Genomic DNA, 16,777 nt, shown 5'->3' on the forward strand with positions numbered 1-16,777 from the left:
GGCAGGACCGCCCGCGCGGGCGGGGCCGCGCGGGTCAGTCCGCCGTCCGGTAGAGCTCCGCGAGCCGGGCGGCGTTGCCCGCCATCCGCGCCCGCAGCTCCGGCGGGGCGAGGACCTCGACCTCGGGCCCGAGGCGCATCAGCTCGGACGCCGCGACCGCCGCCGACTCCACCGGCAGCATGGTCACCACCCACCCCCGCTCGTCGGGCTCGCCGGCGGCCGCGGCCGCCTGCCGGGCCGCGTACGGCTCGACGGCGTACCGCAGGATCCGCATGCCGGTGGGGGACAGGCGCACCGTGGCCTCCTCGCGCAGCACCGACCGCACGAAGGCGGCGGCCTGCCCGCGCCAGTGCCCGGCGAGGTCGAAGTCCTCGTCGCGCTGGAAGAACTCCCCGGTGGGGCGGACGGCGGCGACGCGGTCCACCCGGTAGGTGCGGTGCCCGCCGCCGGTCCGTGCGACCAGGTACCAGACGCCGTTCTTGAGGACGAGCCCGTACGGCTCGGCCGTCCGGGTGACCTCGGAGTCCTTGCGGCGGTAGCGCAGCTCCACGGTCTCGTCGTCCCACACGGCGCGGGCGAGGTCGCGCAGCAGCGGCGGCGGTCCGCTCTCGCCGAACCAGCCGGGCGCGTCCAGGTGGAAGCGCTGGTTCGCGCGGGCGGGCGCGTCGCGCAGCGCCCTCGGCAGCGCGGCGAGGACCTTCAGCTCGGCGGCCGCGAGCGCGTCGGCGCGTCCCATGTCCCCGGCGGGGCCGGGCAGCCCGGACAGGAACAGCGCCTCGGCCTCCTCGCGGGTGAGCCCGGTGAGCCGCGTCCGGTAGCCGCCGACCAGCCGGTACCCGCCGCCCCGCCCCTGGTCGGCGTAGACCGGCACCCCGGCCGCCGACAGCGCGTCCATGTCCCGGTAGACGGTGCGCTCGGACACCTCCAGCTCGCGCGCCAGTTCGGCGGCGGTCATCGTCTCCCGCGACTGCAGGAGGAGCACGGTGGAGATCAGGCGGGCGGCGCGCACGGTGACCATCCTGCCGAACGGGAGGGTTCCTGACAATTTCGTGGGAGGTTCGCCGCATTCGCCTGTGCCGGCAGGTCGGGTGGCTGCTAATTTCGCGGCGTGCCTACCGACGACAGCAGCATCGCGGCGTTCATCGACGCCCTCCCGAAGGTCGAGCTCCACGTCCACCTCGTGGGCTCCGCCTCCGTCCCGACCGTCCTCGAACTCGCCCGCCGCCACCCGGACGGGGCCGTCCCCGTCGACGAGCGCGAGCTGCGCGCCTTCTACGAGTTCCGCGACTTCCCGCACTTCGCCGAGGTGTACGAGTCGGTGTCCGGCCTCGTCCGGACGCCGGAGGACGTCGGCACGCTCGTCTCCGGCATCGCCCGCGACCTCGCCGCGCAGAACGTCCGGTACGTCGAGCTGACCGTCACGCCGTACACCCACCAGCGGGCCGGGATGCCGATGCCCGCGGTGACCGAGGCGCTCGACCTCGCCGCCCGCGAGGCCCGCGACCGGCTCGGCGTCCGCCTCTCCTACATCTTCGACATCCCCGGCGAGTTCGGCGCCGAGGGCGCCCGCGGCACCCTCGACCACGCGCTGCACCACCCGCCGGAGACGCTCGTCGGTTTCGGGATCGGCGGCATCGAGCAGTGCCGCGCGCCGTTCCGGGACGCGTTCCGCGACGCGTTCGCCGCCGCCCGCGCCGCCGGGCTGCGCAGCGTCCCGCACGCGGGAGAGATGACCGGCCCGGAGACGATCTGGGAGGCCATCGAGGGCCTCGGCGCCGAGCGCATCGGCCACGGCACCAACTGCCTGGACGACCCGCGCCTCGTCGCCCACCTGCGCGAGACGCAGCTGCCGCTGGAGGTGTGCCCGACCTCCAACGTCTGCACCGGCCAGGTCGCGGGCCTCGCCGCCCACCCCCTGCCGCGGATGCTGGAGGAGGGGCTGTTCGTCACCCTGAACAGCGACGACCCGCCGATGTTCAACACGACCCTCACCGGTGAGTACCGCGTCGCCGCCGAGGTGTTCGGGCTCGGCCGCGCCGAGCTGGCCTCCCTGGCCCGCAACGCCGTGACGGCCTCGTCGCTGGACGAGGAGGGACGCAAGGCGATCCTCGCCGACATCGACGCGCTGGGCTGAGCCGGACGGTCAGCCCCAGGCCATGCGCCGCCACGGGCTGCCCGGGTCCTCGGCGAGGACGCGGTGGCCGGTGAGGGAGCGTTCGTACCATTCGCCGAACTCGCCCTCGTCGAACCGCAGCATCCGGCCGAGGACGTACCCGGCCGAGAACCCGTGCCACGAGGCGTACACCTGGTGGGCCCGGTGCCCCGCCGTGAGGACGCACTTCTCGGCCTCCTCGGCGTCGCAGTACCCGGCGTTCAGGCCCCAGCGGGCCATGTTCACCGCGCGCCCGAAGTCGTAGCCGTAGACGCTCTCGACCCGGCCGTCGGGCGGGAGCAGGCCGTCCGCCCGGAACCGCGCCTCGTAGCGCAGGACCGCCTCGGACAGCTCCACGACCTCCCGGACGGTCTGCTCGGAGATGTCGCGCTCGCCGCACCAGGCGACGATCGCGTCCTGCCAGGCCCGCCTGTCGGTGCCCCTGCCGCGCCGGTCGAGCACCATCTGGATCGCCGGGTCGCTGTTGCGGGCGTCGAGTAGCGCGTCCACCTGCTCGCGCCAGCCCCCGGAGTCGGTGATGCCCCAGTCGCGCTCCAGCAGCACCCGGTCGTCGCGGGTGCTCTCGTGGTCGGTGAGCCTGTTCCAGGCGACGCCGTTCCCGACGGCCAGATGGGCGCCGACGGCGAGGGCCGCTGCGAGCCGTCCCCACGCGGCGCTGCCGGGGTCGGTGACGAGGATGTCGTGGTCGCGGTCGGGGCGCCGCTCGGCCTCCGCGAGCAGCTCGGCGACCTGCCGGTACGCCTCGCCGCCGGGCGGCATCTGCGCCACCAGCTCGCGCAGCGGCCGCAGCGCGCCGCGCGGGCCCGCGTCCTGCAGGATCAGCCGCGCGGCGTGCACGCCCGCGGAGCCGGCGCGCTTGGGATCCCGCAGCGACCCGAACCCCGACATCGCGGCCCAGGCGCGCCGTGCGGCCTCACCCGTCCGGCCCGCGGCGGCCAGGACGTGCGCCGCCTGGGCGTCCAGCCCCGCCCGGACCCCGGCCGGCATCGAGGCGGCCGCCCGGTCGAGGACGTCGAGGACGCGCTGCGCCTCGCCGGTCCTCCCCGCGGCGGCGAGCGCCCGCGCGTACCGCGCCCGCGCCGCCGCGGCCGACGCCCGGTCGCCGCGCGCCTCCATGGCCTCGGCGGCATCGGCGTAGGCGGCCGCGGCCTCCTCGGCCCGGCCCTGCCGCTCGTACTTCCGGGCGCGGTCGAGCACGGCGGCGGTATCGGTCTGTAGCGTCATCGATCCCTCCAGGCCACACCGTACCGCCCGCAAAGATCTCGTCACCCGTCCTCCCGCGAAGCCGTTTCGCTGGTGCCCTATTCTCCGGTGCGGCCGTCGATGGCTTCGCGCAGGAGGTCGGCGTGGCCGTTGTGGCGTGCGTATTCTTCGAGCATGTGGAGGTAGACCCAGCGCAGGGTCAGGTTGCGGGTTCTTCCTGGGAATTCCTCGCCCAGTGACCTGCCCAGTGTGACCTGCCGGGCCAGTTCGACTTCCCTGGTGTAGACGGCGAAGTCCTCTCGGGCTCCGGCAGCGTTGCCGAGGTCGAAGTCCCCGTCGGGATGCTCCTGCGAGCAGTACAGGTCACCCAGCGCGGCCTGCTTGTCGAAATTGCGGCGGAACCACCACCGCTCGTTCTCCGCAAGGTGCCGGACAAGGCCGAGCAACGTCAGGCTCGTGCTCGGCAGCGGCCTTGATGCGAGCTGTTCACCGGTCAACCCGCCGCACTTGAGCAGCAAGGTGGCGCGGTGGAAGTCCAGATACGCCTCCAGAGACGCACCCTCGTCGTCTCCGAAAGGGAAATCGCCGCGATTCACCGCGGGCGCAGTCCATGTCATGGGAGCGAATCCTTGCCGACGGGCACCCGGGAATCCACGGGATTACGCTTCCGCCGGTCAACTCCCACGGAGGGGGACACGTCACATCGGTACGTTCTTGACCAGGAGCCGCCGATGTACTCACAGCCAGTTCCGCCACGCTCCCCCCGTCCGCCGGCGCCGCGCAGCGGCTTGACCGGCCCCGTTGTGGCGGTCATCGCCGGCGCGTGCCTGCTCTTCGGCGGACTCGGCGGATGCGCGGTCGGCATGGGGATCGGGAGCGCCGCGGGTCCGACCGCTCCGCCGTCTCCCGTGGCCTCCACCGGGAAGTTGGCGTCCGGTCGCGCGGCGCCTTCCAAGCCGGCGTCCTCCTCTCCGGCGCCGTCCCCGTCGACCGCCGTCCCGACGCGCCGGAGCGGCCCGACCAGCAGGCCCACCGTTCGCAAGGTCGAGCCGAAGCCGTCGGTGCACAGGACGCCCCGGCCGAGGCGGACCACTGCGCGCCCGCGGGCGCGCATCGTCCATCCGGGCGCGTTCTGCTCACCCGCCGGAGCGGCCGGCACCGCCAACGGCCGGGTCTACACCTGCAAGGGGCCCGGCCAGGCGCGGTGGCGCCGCTAGGGCGGTGATCTCCACGCGGGTGTCGTGGAAGACGGGGCCGCCGCCGAGGTCGGTGTCGCGCTCGTCGACCACGGCGTTGGCGTTGGAGCCGCCGGAGAGCTTGGCCCAGTGGCCCTTGGCGGTCGCCGCGACGCCGGGACGGACCTCGTCGGTGATCTTCAGGACGGCCTCGAACGCGCCCCGGTCGTTGCCGACGGCGACCCGCTGCCCGTCGCTCAGGCCCCGCGCCTTCGCGTCGTCCTCGTGGAGGCGGACGGTGAGGCCGCCCGAGCGGCGCCGCAGCTCGGGGTTGTTGGCGAACTGGGTGTTGAGGAACTCGTGCGGCGCCGCCGAGACCAGGGCGAGCGGGTACTTCTCGGCCCGCTCCTCGTCGGCGACCTCACCGGGTGGGACGTATCCGGCCAGCCCGGCGGCGGAGCGGAACTCGAACCGTCCCGACGGGGTGGGGAAGCCGTCGGCGTACGGCAGGAACGGGTCCGGGACCGACATGCGCACGAACCCCTCCTTGCGGAGCCGGTCCAGCGTGACGCCCGCCATCCACGGGTGGTCCGACGCGAGCAGTTGTTCGGCGAGGCTCTCGTCGGAGTCGTAGAGGGCCGGCTCTTGCAGGCCCATCCGGCGCGCCAGGCGGCGGAAGGTCTCGGTCGTCGGCAGGCACTCCCCGGGCGGTGCCACCGCCGGCTCGTTCCAGGTGAGGTACAGGTGGCCGTAGCCCTCGTGCAGGTCGGTGTGCTCGTGCTGCGCCGTCGCGGGCAGCACGATGTCGGCGTAGTCCACGGTGTCGGTCGGGAACTGCTCCATGACCACGGTGAACAGGTCGTCGCGGGCCAGGCCCCGGCGCACCTTGTTCTGGTGCGGGGTGCTGCCCGCCGGGTTCGCCGCGATGACGAACAGGGCCTTGACCGGCGGTTCCCGGACGTCCAGCAGGCCCTCGCCGAGCCGGCTCATCGACAGCGTCCGCACCGGGCGGGGGCGCAGGTCGTCGCGCCACAGCGCGGCCTTGTCCAGCTTCACGTGGCCGGACGTGGAGAACGCGACCCCGCCGCCGCGCCGTGCCCAGTCGCCGGTCACGGCGGGGATGGCGGCGATCATCCGCAGGGCGGCCCCGCCGCCGGAGTGCCGCTGGAGACCCTGCGTCGCGCGGATCGCGGTGGGGCGGGTGCGGGCGATGCGCTCGCCGAGCGCGACGATGCGGTCCGCCGGGACGCCGGTGATACGCGCGGCCCGGTCCGGCGGGTACTCGGCGATCCGGTCCCGGAACTCCTCCCATCCGAGCGTGCCGCGGGCCAGGAAGTCCGCGTCCTGCGCATCGAGGCCCACGATGACGTGGAGCAGGCCGAGCGCGAGGGCCCCGTCCGTTCCGGGCAGGGGCGCCAGGTGCTCGTCGGCCTGCCGCGCCGTCCGCGTCAGCACCGGGTCGATCGCCACCAGGTGCGCGCCCGCCCTCCGCGCGTCCTGCACGAACTTCCACACGTGATGGCCGCTGGTCAGGGGATTGGTGCCCCACAGCAGGACGAGCCGGGCGTGCGCGAGGTCCTCGGGGTCCATGCCCCCCGGTGAGCCGACCGCCTCGGCCATCCCGGCGCTGCCCGCCGCCGAGCAGATGTTCGCGTCATGGGCCGAGGCTCCGAGCACGTTGAAGAACCGGCGGCCGGAGTACCCTTCGAGGCCCTGCAGGTAGCCGAGCGTGCCCGTCCCCCAGTAGGGCCAGATCGCCTCGCCGCCGTGCTCCCGGGCGACGTCCTCCAGCCGCGCGGCGATCTCGCCGAGCGCCTCGTCCCAACCGATGCGCTCGAACCGGCCCTCGCCCTTGGCGCCCACCCGGCGCAGCGGGTACAGGATGCGGTCCGGCTGGGCGGCGCGCTCCAGCCACCGGTTCACCTTCGCGCACAGCGCCCCGCGCGTGTACGGGTGGTCGGGGTTGCCGCGCAGCCGGACCGCCGCCCCGTCCCGCACGGTGACCACCCACGAGCAGCCGTCGGGGCAGTCCAGCGGGCAGGCCCCGAGCACTGTCAGTTCCGATGGCATAGAACCTCCCCAGCTGGACGAACCTCTCCAGTGTGGGGCACGACACCATGAGCGTCATCCAGGACGTTCATTACCCCGAAGGCCGAGCCCCCGGGTCGCGGCCGGGGTGCCGGGGTGGTTTCCTAAGGGGCGACGGAAACGACCCGTAGGGGGAACGAGAGTGAAGAGCGTCGAGCCCGAGGTGTTCCTCGTTGCGCGGCCCGAACTGGACTACGACGAGGTCGCCCGGTACCTGCGGGACGTGGGCGGGGAGGGCTGGCTGGAGCGGCTCGACCGGGGCGAGCTCGACGACGAGCTGAACGACCCGCAGAACCTCGCCGAGTTCGCGGGCCGGCTCTGCTACCGCTCCTGGGAGCCGGGCCTCAACCCCAATGTCACCAAGATCCGCACCGACTCGGGCCAGTACCTGGAGAACATCCTGCGCAGCCTGCACGGCTCGGTGCTGGAGCACGTCAGCTTCAGCTTCGTCCTGCACAACGTGAGCCGGGTGCTGACCCACGAGCTCGTCCGGCACCGCCCGGGCGTGGCCATCTCGCAGGAGTCGCTGCGGTTCGTCCGGCTGCAGGACATCCCGTTCTGGTTCCCGGAGTGGGCCCGCGAGGACCCCGAGCTGATGAAGCGCGCCACCGCCATGCTGGAGCAGATGGAGGAGTTCCAGGGGTGGATGGCCGACCACTTCGGTCTGGACGACGAGGGCGTGCCGTTCAAGGAGAAGAAGCACAAGACCTCGTTCATGCGCCGCTTCGCCCCCGAGGGCGTCGGCACCGGCCTGGTCTGGACGGCCAACGTCCGCACCCTGCGCCACACCCTGGAGAACCGCACCGCGCCCGGCGCCGAGGAGGAGATCCGGCTGCTCTTCAGCAAGATCGGCGAGGTGATGCGGGCGGAGGCCCCGGACCTGTTCGGCGACTACGTCGTCGAGGACGGCTCCTGGGTGCCGCGGTGGCGCAAGGTCTGATCCCGCGCCACCTTGGGCCTGGGCGCACCCGGTCCGACTGGGGAATAGTTGGACGCTATGTCTGACATCTCCATTCCGGTGGGCGCCCGCGAGCTGCCGGGCTACCTCGCCGTCCCCGAGGGGGAGGGCCCCTGGCCGGGCGTCGTGATCGTGTTCGAGGCGATGGGCGCGAACGACGACATGCGCGCCCAGGCCGACCGGTTCGCCGCCCACGGGTACCTCGCCGTCCTGCCCGACCTCTACGACGGGGCGCCCTGGGTGCGCTGCGTCGCCAAGGCGATGCGCGACATGCGCGCCCAGCGCGGGCCGACCTACGACCACATCGAGGCGGCCCGCGCATGGCTCGCCGGCCGGGACGACTGCGCCGGCGGTGTCGGGGTGTGCGGGTTCTGCATGGGCGGCGGGTTCGCGCTGGTCGCGGCGGCGAAGTACGACTTCCAGGCCGCCGCGGCCAACTACGGGATCCTGCCCCGCCGGCCGGAGGAGTCCCTGCGGGGCGCGTGCCCGATCGTCGGCAGTTACGGCGCCGCCGACCCGTCGCTGCGGGGGGCGGCCGGCAAGCTGGAGCGCGCCCTCACGGCGGCCGGCGTGCCGCATGACGTGAAGGAGTACCCGGGGACCGGGCACGGGTTCCTCACCGGCCTCACGCCGCCGCCCCCGCTCGGCCCGATCGCGAGGATCGTCATGGGGTTCGGGAAGGGCCGCGAGCACGCCCCGGACGGCTGGGAGCGCATCCTCGCGTTCTTTGCCGAGCACCTCGCTGAAAGATCTACAACGTAAAGCCGCCGGCCGGCGGGATCAGGGGCGGAGCACGGCCTGGGTCTGGGTCACCTGGGCGACACGCCGCCCGGTCGCGTCGAAGAGGTCGGTCTGGACGACGATCGAGGTCCGACCGGTGTGCAGCGGACGGGAGACGCCCCGGACGCGCCCCTCCCTGACCCCGCGGAAGAAGTTGGTCTTGGACTCCAGCGTCGAGGTGGAGGTGTCCGGCGGGAGGTTGAGGAACGCGCACGCCGCGCCGAGCGTGTCGGCCAGGGCCATGAGCGCGCCGCCGTGCATGAGGCCGCCGGCGGTGCAGCGGTCGGGGGCCCATTCCAGGTGGCCGGCGACCTCCTCGGGGCCCGCGGCGTCGATCTCCATGCCGAGCGCGCGGGCGAACGGCATGGCGTCGGTCAGCTGGCCGGGGGTGAGCTCGGTCGTCATGGGGCCTCCTAAGACGGGGGGTGGTCGGCTCCCACCCTGGCCGCCGCGGCCTCACGGCGTCCATTACCCCGCACGTAATCGTGGGCTTGACCTGGAAGCCGCTACCGTCGTTGCGTGATGACGATGACGACGGGGTTGAGCGACGTGCGCCCGATCGGGGACCAGCTTCGTGCCTGGCGGCAGCGGCGCCGGCTGAGCCAGCTGGAGCTGGCGTCGGAGGCGGACGTGTCGACGCGGCACCTGAGCTTCGTGGAGACGGGGCGCTCGGCGCCGAGCCGGGAGATGGTGCTGCGGCTGGCCGAGCACCTGGACGTGCCGCTGCGCGACCGCAACCTGCTGCTCGTGGCGGCCGGGTACGCGCCGGTGTTCGACGAGACGCCGATCGAGGAACCGAAGATGGACACGGTCCGTGCGGCGCTCCGGCAGGTGCTGGCGGGCCACGAGCCCTATCCGGCGGTGGTCGTGGACCGGTTCTGGAACCTGATCGACGCCAACGGCGCGGCCGCGTTCTTCATGGAGGGCGCGCCGCCGGAGCTGCTGGAGCCGCCGCTGAACGTGCTGCGGCTCAGCATGCACCCGGACGGGATGGCGAAGAACATCCTGAACCTGGCGGAGTGGCGCGCCCACATGATCGACCGGGTCCGGCGGCATGTGGCGTTGACCGCGGACGCGGCGCTCGCCCAGCTGTACAGGGAGTTGCGGAGCTTCCCCGGCGACGTGGGGGAGGCGATCGCCCCGCCCGCGAACCACGAGGTCTTCGTTCCGCTGCGGATGCGGGTGGACGGCCGGGAACTGTCGTTCTTCAGCACGATCGCGACCTTCGGGACGCCGGTCGACATCACGGTGGCGGAACTGGCGATCGAGTCGTTCTACCCGGCGGACGCGAAGACGACCGAGTTCCTGCGGGAGCGCGCCGGCTGGTGACGGGCGTCAGTCCCCGGCCGTGAGCAGGTCGTGGTGGACGCGCGTCAGCGGCACGCCGAGCCGCTGCAGGGCGGTGACCGTCGCGCGGACGAGCGGGGCGGGCCCGGCCACGTAGGCGTCGTGGCCGCCGGCCCCGTCCAGGAGTTGGGGCAGGACGTCCGGCACGCGGCCGGTGAGGGCGCCGGCCGCGGGCTCGCGTGACACCACGGGGACGACCTGGAGCCGGGTGTGGGCGGCCTCCAGTTGCCGCAGCGCGGGAAGGTCGTAGAGGGCGCTCTCGGTGCGGGAGGCGACGACGAGCAGGACGTCGCGGCCCGTGCCGGAGGCGAGTGCCTGCTCGGCCAGCGCCTTCACGGGGGCCAGGCCGGTGCCGCCGCCGATCAGCAGCAGCGGGCGATCCGAGTCGGGGTCGAGGGTCATCGCGCCGTCCGGCGGGCCCAGCAGCACGCTGTCGCCCGGACCGGTGTGCCGGACCAGCGCGCCGCTCACCCATCCGGCGGGGCGGGCCCGGACGTGCAGGCAGACCGTCCCGTCCGGGCGGGGCGCGTTCGCGATCGAGTACGGCCGCCAGACCCGGGGCCAGCGGGCCGCCTGCACGCTCACGTGCTGCCCGGGCGCGAACGGCATGAGCCGCTCGGGGCGCAGCGTGAGGACGGCGAGGTCGAAGGCGCGGCGTTCGTGCCGCACGACCTCGGCGACCCACCACGGCGGGGCGTCCACGGCGTCCCGCTCCGCGGCGCCGGCCATGGCGTCGGCCGCGGCGCGGTAGGCGGCGCGCCAGGCGGCCTCCGCCTCGGCCGTCCAGACGTCGGCGGCGAAGGCGCGCAGCGTCGCGGTCAGGGCCTCCTCGACGGCCGGATAGTGCTCGCGAAGCACCCCGTACTTGCGGTGGCCTCGGCCGAGGCCCTCCAGGTGGCGGGCGAGATCCTCGGGGTTGTCCTGGCTCCACACGATCCGGCTGAGCGCGTGGAAGAACCGGTCGTGCTGGCCGTCCATCGCGGGTGGGAACAGGGTGCGCAGCCGCGGCCGCGCCGCGAAAAGGCGGCCGTAGAAATAGCGCATGGCGCCCACGGGATCGGCCTCAAGGCGTGCGAAGCATTCTTTGATAACGCGAGTTTCCGGTGACATTCGGTCGGCTCGCCTCCCCACAGGGCTGTTTTCGGCGGTCGGACGGCAGGGCTCACGGACGATCCGGGCGTGCTTGCTGCCCGAGTTGGTGAGATTCTCTCATCAATCTCCGCAGGTGTTCAATCGATCGCTCCCGCAGAGATGCAAGATCGCTACTCAGCGTAATGGCCTGTCAATTCCGTGTGACACACGGTAAGTGGGACGGTCAACGCATACTGATCGGTATCCGATCGGGGAGGGAACGTTCGGGAAGAACCATCCGGAAGGGGAGGAAGAACCTGCATCAGAGAAGAAGATTTCAGAATTTCTCGGCGTTTCCTGCTCCGCGCCGTTCCGGGAGCCGGGCACCGCCCCCGGCACCGCGGTGCGCCGATCTCGCCACTTCCGACGGCGGAGATCCGCGCCGTGCGGCAAGCTGACCGGGAGCAGGGCCGGGGGCGGACGGCACGAGGAGGCGGGTGACGCACGGTGACGTGCGGCCGGCAGGCAGATCACCCGTGTCGGCGGCCGCCCAGGCCGGTGTCCAGCACAGGGGGGAGCACGCATGTCAGGAGCCGCGCGCGGAGCGCCGCATCCGGCGGCCGGTGAGGGCGGGCCGCCGCTCATCGGCATCACCACATACCAGGAGCCGGCCCGCTGGGGGGTCTGGGTGCGCGAGGCCGCACTGCTGCCCGTGCCGTACGCGCGCTCGGTCGAGCGGGCCGGCGGCGTCCCGGTCCTGCTGCCCCCGGCCGCGACCCTGCGCGGGCTGGACACCCTCGTCTCCCGCCTGGACGGCGTCGTCCTGGCGGGTGGCGGCGATCTCGACCCGGAGCTGTACGGCGCCGTCCGGCACTTCGAGACCGGGCCGCCGCAGCCGCAGCGCGACCGGTTCGAGCTGGCCCTGGCCCGCGCCGCCGTCGACGCCGACCTGCCGTTCCTGGCGATCTGCCGGGGCATGCAGGTGCTGAACGTCGCGCGCGGCGGCGCCCTCGTCCAGCACCTGCCGGAGGCGGTCGGCCACAGGGGGCATGCCCCGGAGGCCGGGCTCGTCGGCTCGCACCGCGTGCGGATCGGCGAGGGGAGCCGGATCGGCAGGATCCTCGGCCCCTCGTCCGACGTCCCCACCTACCACCATCAGGCGGTGGGCCGCCTCGGCAAGGGCCTGACCGCCGTCGCCTGGACCGAGGACCAGGTGGTGGAGGCGCTGGAGCTGCAGGGCCACCGTTTCGGGCTCGCGGTGCAGTGGCACCCCGAGGAGGGCGACGACAGGCGGCTGTTCGAGGCCCTCGTCGCCGCGGCCGCCGGACGCTGACGCAGGGGATTGGCGGCCGGGTCACCGGGCAGGCCGAGGGGGTGGATTTCCGCCGATGTCCCCCCGGAGGCCGCCGCATGCCCCTGCACCCGCAGACCGTGAGCTTTCTGGAGCAGCTCGCCTCGTGGACCGCCGCACCTCCGGGGCGGGACGGGCCCCCCGAGCCCACGATCGCGGAGATGCGGGAGCGGATCGGCGCGGCCTTCCCGGTCGTGCGGCGTGAGCTTCCGCGTGTCCGCGACGTCGAGGTGCCGGGCCCAGGGGGGCCCGTGCCGGTGCGCCTGTACCGCCCGGCGCCGCCCGAGCGGGGGCCCCTGCCGGCCGTCGTGTACCTGCACGGCGGGGGGTGGGTGCTCGGCGGCGTCGACAACGTGGACGCCTTCTGCCGCGACCTGGCGGCCGCGGCGGGGTGCGCCGTGCTGAACGTCGGCTACCGGCTGGCCCCCGAGCACCCGTTCCCCGCGGCGGTGGACGACGCCTGGGCCGTGGTGTCCTCGGTGGCGCGCGAGCCAGGCCGGTACGGCGTGCTGAGCGGGGCCTTGGCGGTCGCCGGCGACAGCGCCGGCGGGAACCTCGCCGCCGTCGCCGCGCTGCTGGCCAGGGACGCCGGAGTCCCCCTCGCCCACCAGCTGCTCGTCTACCCGGTGACCGACACGGCGAAGGACACCCCGAGCTGGCGGGAGTACGGGACGGGCTACGGGCTGGACGCCGGGTCGCTCGCCCGGTTCATGGACCTCTACCGGGACGGCGCCGACCCGGCCGACCCCCGGCTCGCCCCGCTGCGCGCCCCGGACCTGGCCGGCGCCGCGCCCGCCACCGTGATCACCGCCGAGTGCGACATCCTGCGCGACGAGGCCGAGGGCTACGCGCGCCGCCTCGCCGCGGCCGGCGTGCCGGTCGAGCTGCGCCGCTACGACGGCGTCGTGCACTCCTTCTTCCTGCTGCCCGAGATCTTCGACGCCGGCGCCGAGGCGGTGGAGTTCGCCGTGCGACGATTGCGCGCGGCATTCGACGACCACTCGCGGCAGGGGAGTGCGGCATGACGCGGTACGACGCGTACGAGCAGCTGAAGATCGACTGGGCGGCGGAGGGGGTGCTGCGGGTCACCATCAGCACGCCGGGCAAGCTGAACGCGGTCGACACCACAGGGCACCGCGAGCTGGCGGAGATCTGGCGGGACGCCGACGCCGACGACGAGGCGCGCGTGGTGCTCGTGCGGGGGGAGGGGACGGCGTTCTCCGCCGGCGGCGACCTCGCCATGATCGAGGAGATGATGACCGACCACGCCGCCCGCCGCCGGATCATGCGCGAAGCCCGCGACATCGTGATGAACGTGCTGAACTGCTCCAAGCCCGTGGTCAGCGCCGTCCAGGGCCCGGCGGTGGGCGCCGGGCTCGCGGTCGCGCTGCTGGCCGACGTCTCCGTCGCGGGCCGCACCGCGAAGATAATCGACGGGCACACGCGGCTGGGCGTCGCGGCCGGCGACCACGCGGCGATCGTGTGGCCGCTGCTGTGCGGGCTCGCGAAGGCCAAGTACTACCTGCTGCTCAACGACGTCCTCACCGGCGAGGAGGCCGAGCGGATCGGCCTGGTCTCGCTGTGCGTGGACGACGCTCGGGTGCACGAGCGCGCACTGGAGATCGCCGGCCGGCTCGCCGCCGGGCCCACCGAGGCGCTGTCGCTGACCAAGCACGCGCTGAACAACTGGCTGCGCCTCGCCGGGCCGACGTTCGACGCGTCCCTGGCGATGGAGTTCTTCGGGTTCACCGGCCCGGACGTGCGCGAGGGCGTCGCGGCGATCCGGGAGAAGCGCCCGCCCCGGTTCGGCTGAGGCGCCGCCGGCGCGTCCCGCGCGCCCCGCGCGGCCCGGCTCAGTACGACTTGGGGAGTCCCAGTTCGTGCTGGGCGATGTGGGCCAGGACGAGCTCCTCGGCGACCGGGATGTTCTTGGCGATGCGGGCGTCGCGGAACATCCGGGCGACCGGGTACTCCAGTGAGTACGCCATGCCGCCGTAGGTCTGGAACGCCCGGTCGGCCGCCTGCCAGGCCGCGTCCGCCGCCGTGAGCTTGGCGATGTTGGCCTCCGAGCCGCAGGGCCGGCCGCGGTCCCACAGCCAGGCGGCCTTGTAGGTCATCAACCGGGCCAGTTCCAGTTGCGCCTTGATCCGCGCGAGCGGGAACGCGACGGCCTGGTTCGCCCCGATCGGCGTGCCGAACGGGGCGCGCTCGCCGGCGTACTCGCAGGCGATCCTCAGCACCAGGCCGCCGGACCCGACGCCGCCCGCGGCGGCCAGGATCCGCTCGGGGTTGAGGATGTCCCACAGGACGGCGAAACCCTGGTCGGGGTCGCCGAGGACACGGTCGGCGGGCACGCGCACGCCGTCCAGGAAGACCATGCTGGAGGCGACGGTGTTGGTGCCGAGCTTCGGGATCGGCCGGTAGGTCAGCGTGCCCGCGGCCACGGCCTCTTTCACGTCCACCAGCAGGACGGTGAAGCCGGCGGTGCGGGGGCGGGCCTGGGCGGCCGGGATCGTCCGGGTGACCAGGACGAGGAAGTCGGCGCGCTCGACGCCGGAGATCCAGATCTTCTGGCCGCTGACGACGAAGGAGTCGCCGTCGCGGCGCGCCTGGGTGGAGATCGCGATGGCGTTGCTGCCCGCGTCCGGCTCGGTGATGGCGAAGCACGTCTCGACCTCGCCGGAGGCGATCTTCGGCAGCAGCTCGCGCTTCTGCTCCGCGGTGCCGTGCCTGGCGACGGTGAGGCCGCCGAAGGCGGGCGTCAGCAGGTACATGAAGGACGCGGCGCCGCCCGCCCCTCCCTCGGCGAGCGCCTCCAGGGCCACCGCCAGCTCCAGCAGCCCCTGGCCCCCGCCGCCGTACTCCTCGGGGATCGCCAGGCTGTGCCAGCCGCCGTCGACCAGCTCCCGCCAGACCTCCTCCGGCCAGCGCTTGTCCGCGTCGCACCGGCCCCAGTAGTCCTGGTCGTACTTCCCGGCGACCGCCAGCACGCCCTCGCGCACCGCGGCCGCGCCCTCCGGCAGATCGAAGTCCATCGCGCCTCCCTCGCACGTTCTCGCGTGCGCTCACGGTAGCCGACGCGAGTAAGTGCTCACTGACGCGGGGTGGGTCATTGAAGCGCCTCTCCCCGGGTAGGCGACATGGGGACCTCGGCATGGGGCCCGGCCTGGGGGAGCCGACACGGGAGGGGGAGGCCATGCGGCCACGCGACAGGTGGATGCTGGCTGGCGGGCGGTGGATCCAGGGCACCGGCGACGGGACGTTCACGGTGACCGATCCGGCCACCGGCGAGCCGCTGGGCGTGGTGGCCGCCTCCTCGGTGGCGGACGTGGACACGGCCGTGGCGGCGGCCCGCGGCGCCGCGCCCGGCTGGGCGGCCACGCCGGCGGCCGAACGGGGCGCGGCCCTGCACGCGGCCGCGCGCGCGGTCGAGGAGCGCATGGACGAGCTGGCCGCCCTGGTGACGGCGGAGATGGGCAAGCCGACCGGTGACGCGCTCGGCGGCGTGGAGGCCGGGATCGGCACCCTGCGCCAGTACGCCGAGCTGGGGCGGCTGCACGGCGGGCGCAGCCTCCAGGGCGGACGGGACGCCGCCGACTTCATGGTCCGCGAGCCGTGGGGCGTCGTCGCGGCGATCACGCCGTGGAACGATCCGGTGGCGATCGCCTGCGGCCTGGTCGGCGCAGCCGTGGCGGTGGGCAACGCCGTCGTCCACAAGCCGTCCGAGCGCACGCCCCACACCGGCGCGATGCTCGCCGAGCTGGTCGCCGGGTGCCTGCCGGACGGTGTGTTGAACATGGTCACCGGCGGCGGTGCGGTCGGCGAGGCCCTCGCCGGGCACGCGGGCGCGGACGTCGTCGCGCACGTCGGCTCCACCCGCGCCGGCCGCCGCATCGCCGAGCTGGCCGCACGGACCGGGGCGAGGACCGTGCTGGAGAACGGCGGCGCCGACCCGCTGATCGTGGACGCCGGGGTGGACCCGTCCTGGGCCGCCGAGCAGGCCGCCCTCGGGTGCTTCGCCAACGCCGGGCAGATCTGCACCTCGGTCGAGCGCGTCTACGTGCACGAGGCCGTCGCCGAGCCGTTCCTGGACGCGCTCGCCGCCCGCGCCCGGCACCTGCGCACGGGGCCGGGCGCCGAGCCGTCCACCGAGCTCGGTCCCCTCGTCGACGAGCGCCACCGCACCAGGGTCCACCAGCAGGTGGAGAAGGCCCTCGCGGACGGGGCGCGGGCGCTGACCGGCGCGCGCCTGCCCGAAGGCCCCGGCTGCTTCTATCCGGCGACCGTCCTCGCGGGCTGCGCCGACCACATGGCGATCATGGCGGAGGAGACCTTCGGCCCCGTCGCCCCCGTCCGCACCGTGGCCGGATTCGAGCAGGCGCTGGAGGCCGCGAACCGCTCCCGCTACGGCCTCGCGGCGACCGTCCTCACCCGCGACATGGCGCACGCCCAGGCCGCCTGGCGCACGCTGGAGGCCGGCACCGTGAAGATCAACGCGGTGTTCGGCGGCGCCCCGGGAGGCGCCGCGGCCCCGCGCCGCGCCAGCGGCCGCGGATTCGGCTACGGCCCCGAGCTCCTGGACGAGATGACGGCCGTCAAGGTCGTCCACGTCCAGGCCGCCATCCCCTGAG

The 16,777-nt window shown here is 74.0% G+C and carries 15 protein-coding genes; 8 read left to right on the forward strand and 7 right to left on the reverse strand.

Annotated elements, in window-relative coordinates; all coding sequences use genetic code 11:
- Positions 1-34: 34 nt before the first annotated feature.
- Entirely contained in the window at positions 35-1,009 is a 975-nt protein-coding gene (locus tag CHC11_RS34440; protein WP_089316116.1) for a helix-turn-helix transcriptional regulator, read from the reverse strand.
- A 99-nt stretch (positions 1,010-1,108) separates the two neighbouring features.
- Here CHC11_RS34440 and add point away from each other — a divergent pair, with 99 nt between their 5' ends.
- Positions 1,109-2,134 (forward strand): adenosine deaminase, encoded by a 1,026-nt coding sequence (add, locus tag CHC11_RS34445; RefSeq protein ID WP_089316067.1) that lies wholly within the window; start codon positions 1,109-1,111, stop codon positions 2,132-2,134.
- 9 nt (positions 2,135-2,143) lie between these two features.
- Here add and CHC11_RS34450 read toward each other — a convergent pair whose 3' ends face one another.
- From CHC11_RS34450 to CHC11_RS34465, 3 genes are all read right to left on the reverse strand, one after another.
- The gene (locus CHC11_RS34450) at positions 2,144-3,397 is read right to left on the reverse strand and encodes a DUF1266 domain-containing protein (protein WP_089316068.1); all 1,254 of its coding nucleotides are present in this window, start codon (positions 3,395-3,397) and stop codon (positions 2,144-2,146) included.
- Positions 3,398-3,474: 77 nt separating this feature from the next.
- Positions 3,475-3,993, reverse strand: a complete 519-nt coding sequence (locus CHC11_RS34455) for a DinB family protein (RefSeq protein WP_089316069.1) — start codon at positions 3,991-3,993, stop codon at positions 3,475-3,477.
- 519 nt (positions 3,994-4,512) lie between these two features.
- Positions 4,513-6,621, reverse strand: a complete 2,109-nt coding sequence (locus CHC11_RS34465; protein WP_089316071.1) for a molybdopterin-containing oxidoreductase family protein — start codon at positions 6,619-6,621, stop codon at positions 4,513-4,515.
- A 160-nt stretch (positions 6,622-6,781) separates the two neighbouring features.
- On the opposite strand from CHC11_RS34465, the gene thyX reads away from it, so the two are divergent.
- Complete coding sequence (gene thyX, locus CHC11_RS34470) at positions 6,782-7,579, forward strand: FAD-dependent thymidylate synthase (RefSeq protein WP_089316072.1); 798 nt, start codon at positions 6,782-6,784, stop codon at positions 7,577-7,579.
- Positions 7,580-7,636: 57 nt separating this feature from the next.
- Entirely contained in the window at positions 7,637-8,359 is a 723-nt protein-coding gene (locus tag CHC11_RS34475; protein WP_179279151.1) for a dienelactone hydrolase family protein, read from the forward strand.
- Between the two features lie 18 nt (positions 8,360-8,377).
- Here CHC11_RS34475 and CHC11_RS34480 read toward each other — a convergent pair whose 3' ends face one another.
- Positions 8,378-8,782: a PaaI family thioesterase gene (locus CHC11_RS34480; protein ID WP_089316074.1), complete on the reverse strand. Its 405-nt coding sequence runs from the start codon at positions 8,780-8,782 to the stop codon at positions 8,378-8,380.
- Positions 8,783-8,899: 117 nt separating this feature from the next.
- Here CHC11_RS34480 and CHC11_RS34485 point away from each other — a divergent pair, with 117 nt between their 5' ends.
- Positions 8,900-9,706, forward strand: a complete 807-nt coding sequence (locus CHC11_RS34485; protein ID WP_089316075.1) for a helix-turn-helix domain-containing protein — start codon at positions 8,900-8,902, stop codon at positions 9,704-9,706.
- Between the two features lie 6 nt (positions 9,707-9,712).
- Here the strand turns inward: CHC11_RS34485 and CHC11_RS34490 are convergent, their stop codons facing one another.
- The gene (locus CHC11_RS34490) at positions 9,713-10,768 is read right to left on the reverse strand and encodes a globin domain-containing protein (protein ID WP_245920144.1); all 1,056 of its coding nucleotides are present in this window, start codon (positions 10,766-10,768) and stop codon (positions 9,713-9,715) included.
- Between the two features lie 610 nt (positions 10,769-11,378).
- Between CHC11_RS34490 and CHC11_RS34495 the strand changes: the two genes are divergently transcribed.
- The 3 genes from CHC11_RS34495 to CHC11_RS34505 all read left to right on the forward strand — a co-directional run bounded on the left by CHC11_RS34495 (position 11,379) and on the right by CHC11_RS34505 (position 13,959).
- Positions 11,379-12,128, forward strand: coding sequence for a gamma-glutamyl-gamma-aminobutyrate hydrolase family protein (locus CHC11_RS34495; RefSeq protein WP_089316077.1), 750 nt, complete (start codon positions 11,379-11,381; stop codon positions 12,126-12,128).
- A gap of 77 nt (positions 12,129-12,205) precedes the next feature.
- A complete protein-coding gene (locus CHC11_RS34500) occupies positions 12,206-13,171 on the forward strand; it encodes an alpha/beta hydrolase (protein WP_089316078.1) in 966 nt (321 codons plus the stop codon).
- The gene (locus CHC11_RS34505; protein WP_089316079.1) at positions 13,168-13,959 is read left to right on the forward strand and encodes an enoyl-CoA hydratase/isomerase family protein; all 792 of its coding nucleotides are present in this window, start codon (positions 13,168-13,170) and stop codon (positions 13,957-13,959) included. Before CHC11_RS34500 ends, CHC11_RS34505 begins: the two co-directional genes overlap by 4 nt.
- A gap of 40 nt (positions 13,960-13,999) precedes the next feature.
- Here the strand turns inward: CHC11_RS34505 and CHC11_RS34510 are convergent, their stop codons facing one another.
- Positions 14,000-15,181 (reverse strand): acyl-CoA dehydrogenase family protein, encoded by a 1,182-nt coding sequence (locus CHC11_RS34510; RefSeq protein ID WP_089316080.1) that lies wholly within the window; start codon positions 15,179-15,181, stop codon positions 14,000-14,002.
- Positions 15,182-15,342: 161 nt separating this feature from the next.
- Between CHC11_RS34510 and CHC11_RS34515 the strand changes: the two genes are divergently transcribed.
- The gene (locus tag CHC11_RS34515) at positions 15,343-16,776 is read left to right on the forward strand and encodes an aldehyde dehydrogenase family protein (RefSeq protein WP_218826365.1); all 1,434 of its coding nucleotides are present in this window, start codon (positions 15,343-15,345) and stop codon (positions 16,774-16,776) included.
- Position 16,777 lies beyond the last annotated feature (1 nt).

It is taken from the genome of Actinomadura mexicana (assembly GCF_900188105.1).
GTDB lineage: Bacteria > Actinomycetota > Actinomycetes > Streptosporangiales > Streptosporangiaceae > Spirillospora > Spirillospora mexicana.

What these genes read in the sequence shown, in the direction of transcription:
- CHC11_RS34480 (WP_089316074.1), bottom strand. Translation starts at nt 8,782, where the DNA reads ATGACGACCGAGCTCACCCCCGGCCAGCTGACCGACGCCATGCCGTTC.
- CHC11_RS34510 (WP_089316080.1), bottom strand. Translation starts at nt 15,181, where the DNA reads ATGGACTTCGATCTGCCGGAGGGCGCGGCCGCGGTGCGCGAGGGCGTG.
- CHC11_RS34465 (WP_089316071.1), bottom strand. Translation starts at nt 6,621, where the DNA reads ATGCCATCGGAACTGACAGTGCTCGGGGCCTGCCCGCTGGACTGCCCC.
- CHC11_RS34515 (WP_218826365.1), top strand. Translation starts at nt 15,343, where the DNA reads ATGCGGCCACGCGACAGGTGGATGCTGGCTGGCGGGCGGTGGATCCAG.
- CHC11_RS34455 (WP_089316069.1), bottom strand. Translation starts at nt 3,993, where the DNA reads ATGACATGGACTGCGCCCGCGGTGAATCGCGGCGATTTCCCTTTCGGA.
- CHC11_RS34475 (WP_179279151.1), top strand. Translation starts at nt 7,637, where the DNA reads ATGTCTGACATCTCCATTCCGGTGGGCGCCCGCGAGCTGCCGGGCTAC.
- CHC11_RS34490 (WP_245920144.1), bottom strand. Translation starts at nt 10,768, where the DNA reads ATGCGCTATTTCTACGGCCGCCTTTTCGCGGCGCGGCCGCGGCTGCGC.
- CHC11_RS34505 (WP_089316079.1), top strand. Translation starts at nt 13,168, where the DNA reads ATGACGCGGTACGACGCGTACGAGCAGCTGAAGATCGACTGGGCGGCG.
- CHC11_RS34450 (WP_089316068.1), bottom strand. Translation starts at nt 3,397, where the DNA reads ATGACGCTACAGACCGATACCGCCGCCGTGCTCGACCGCGCCCGGAAG.
- CHC11_RS34500 (WP_089316078.1), top strand. Translation starts at nt 12,206, where the DNA reads ATGCCCCTGCACCCGCAGACCGTGAGCTTTCTGGAGCAGCTCGCCTCG.
- CHC11_RS34485 (WP_089316075.1), top strand. Translation starts at nt 8,900, where the DNA reads ATGACGATGACGACGGGGTTGAGCGACGTGCGCCCGATCGGGGACCAG.
- CHC11_RS34495 (WP_089316077.1), top strand. Translation starts at nt 11,379, where the DNA reads ATGTCAGGAGCCGCGCGCGGAGCGCCGCATCCGGCGGCCGGTGAGGGC.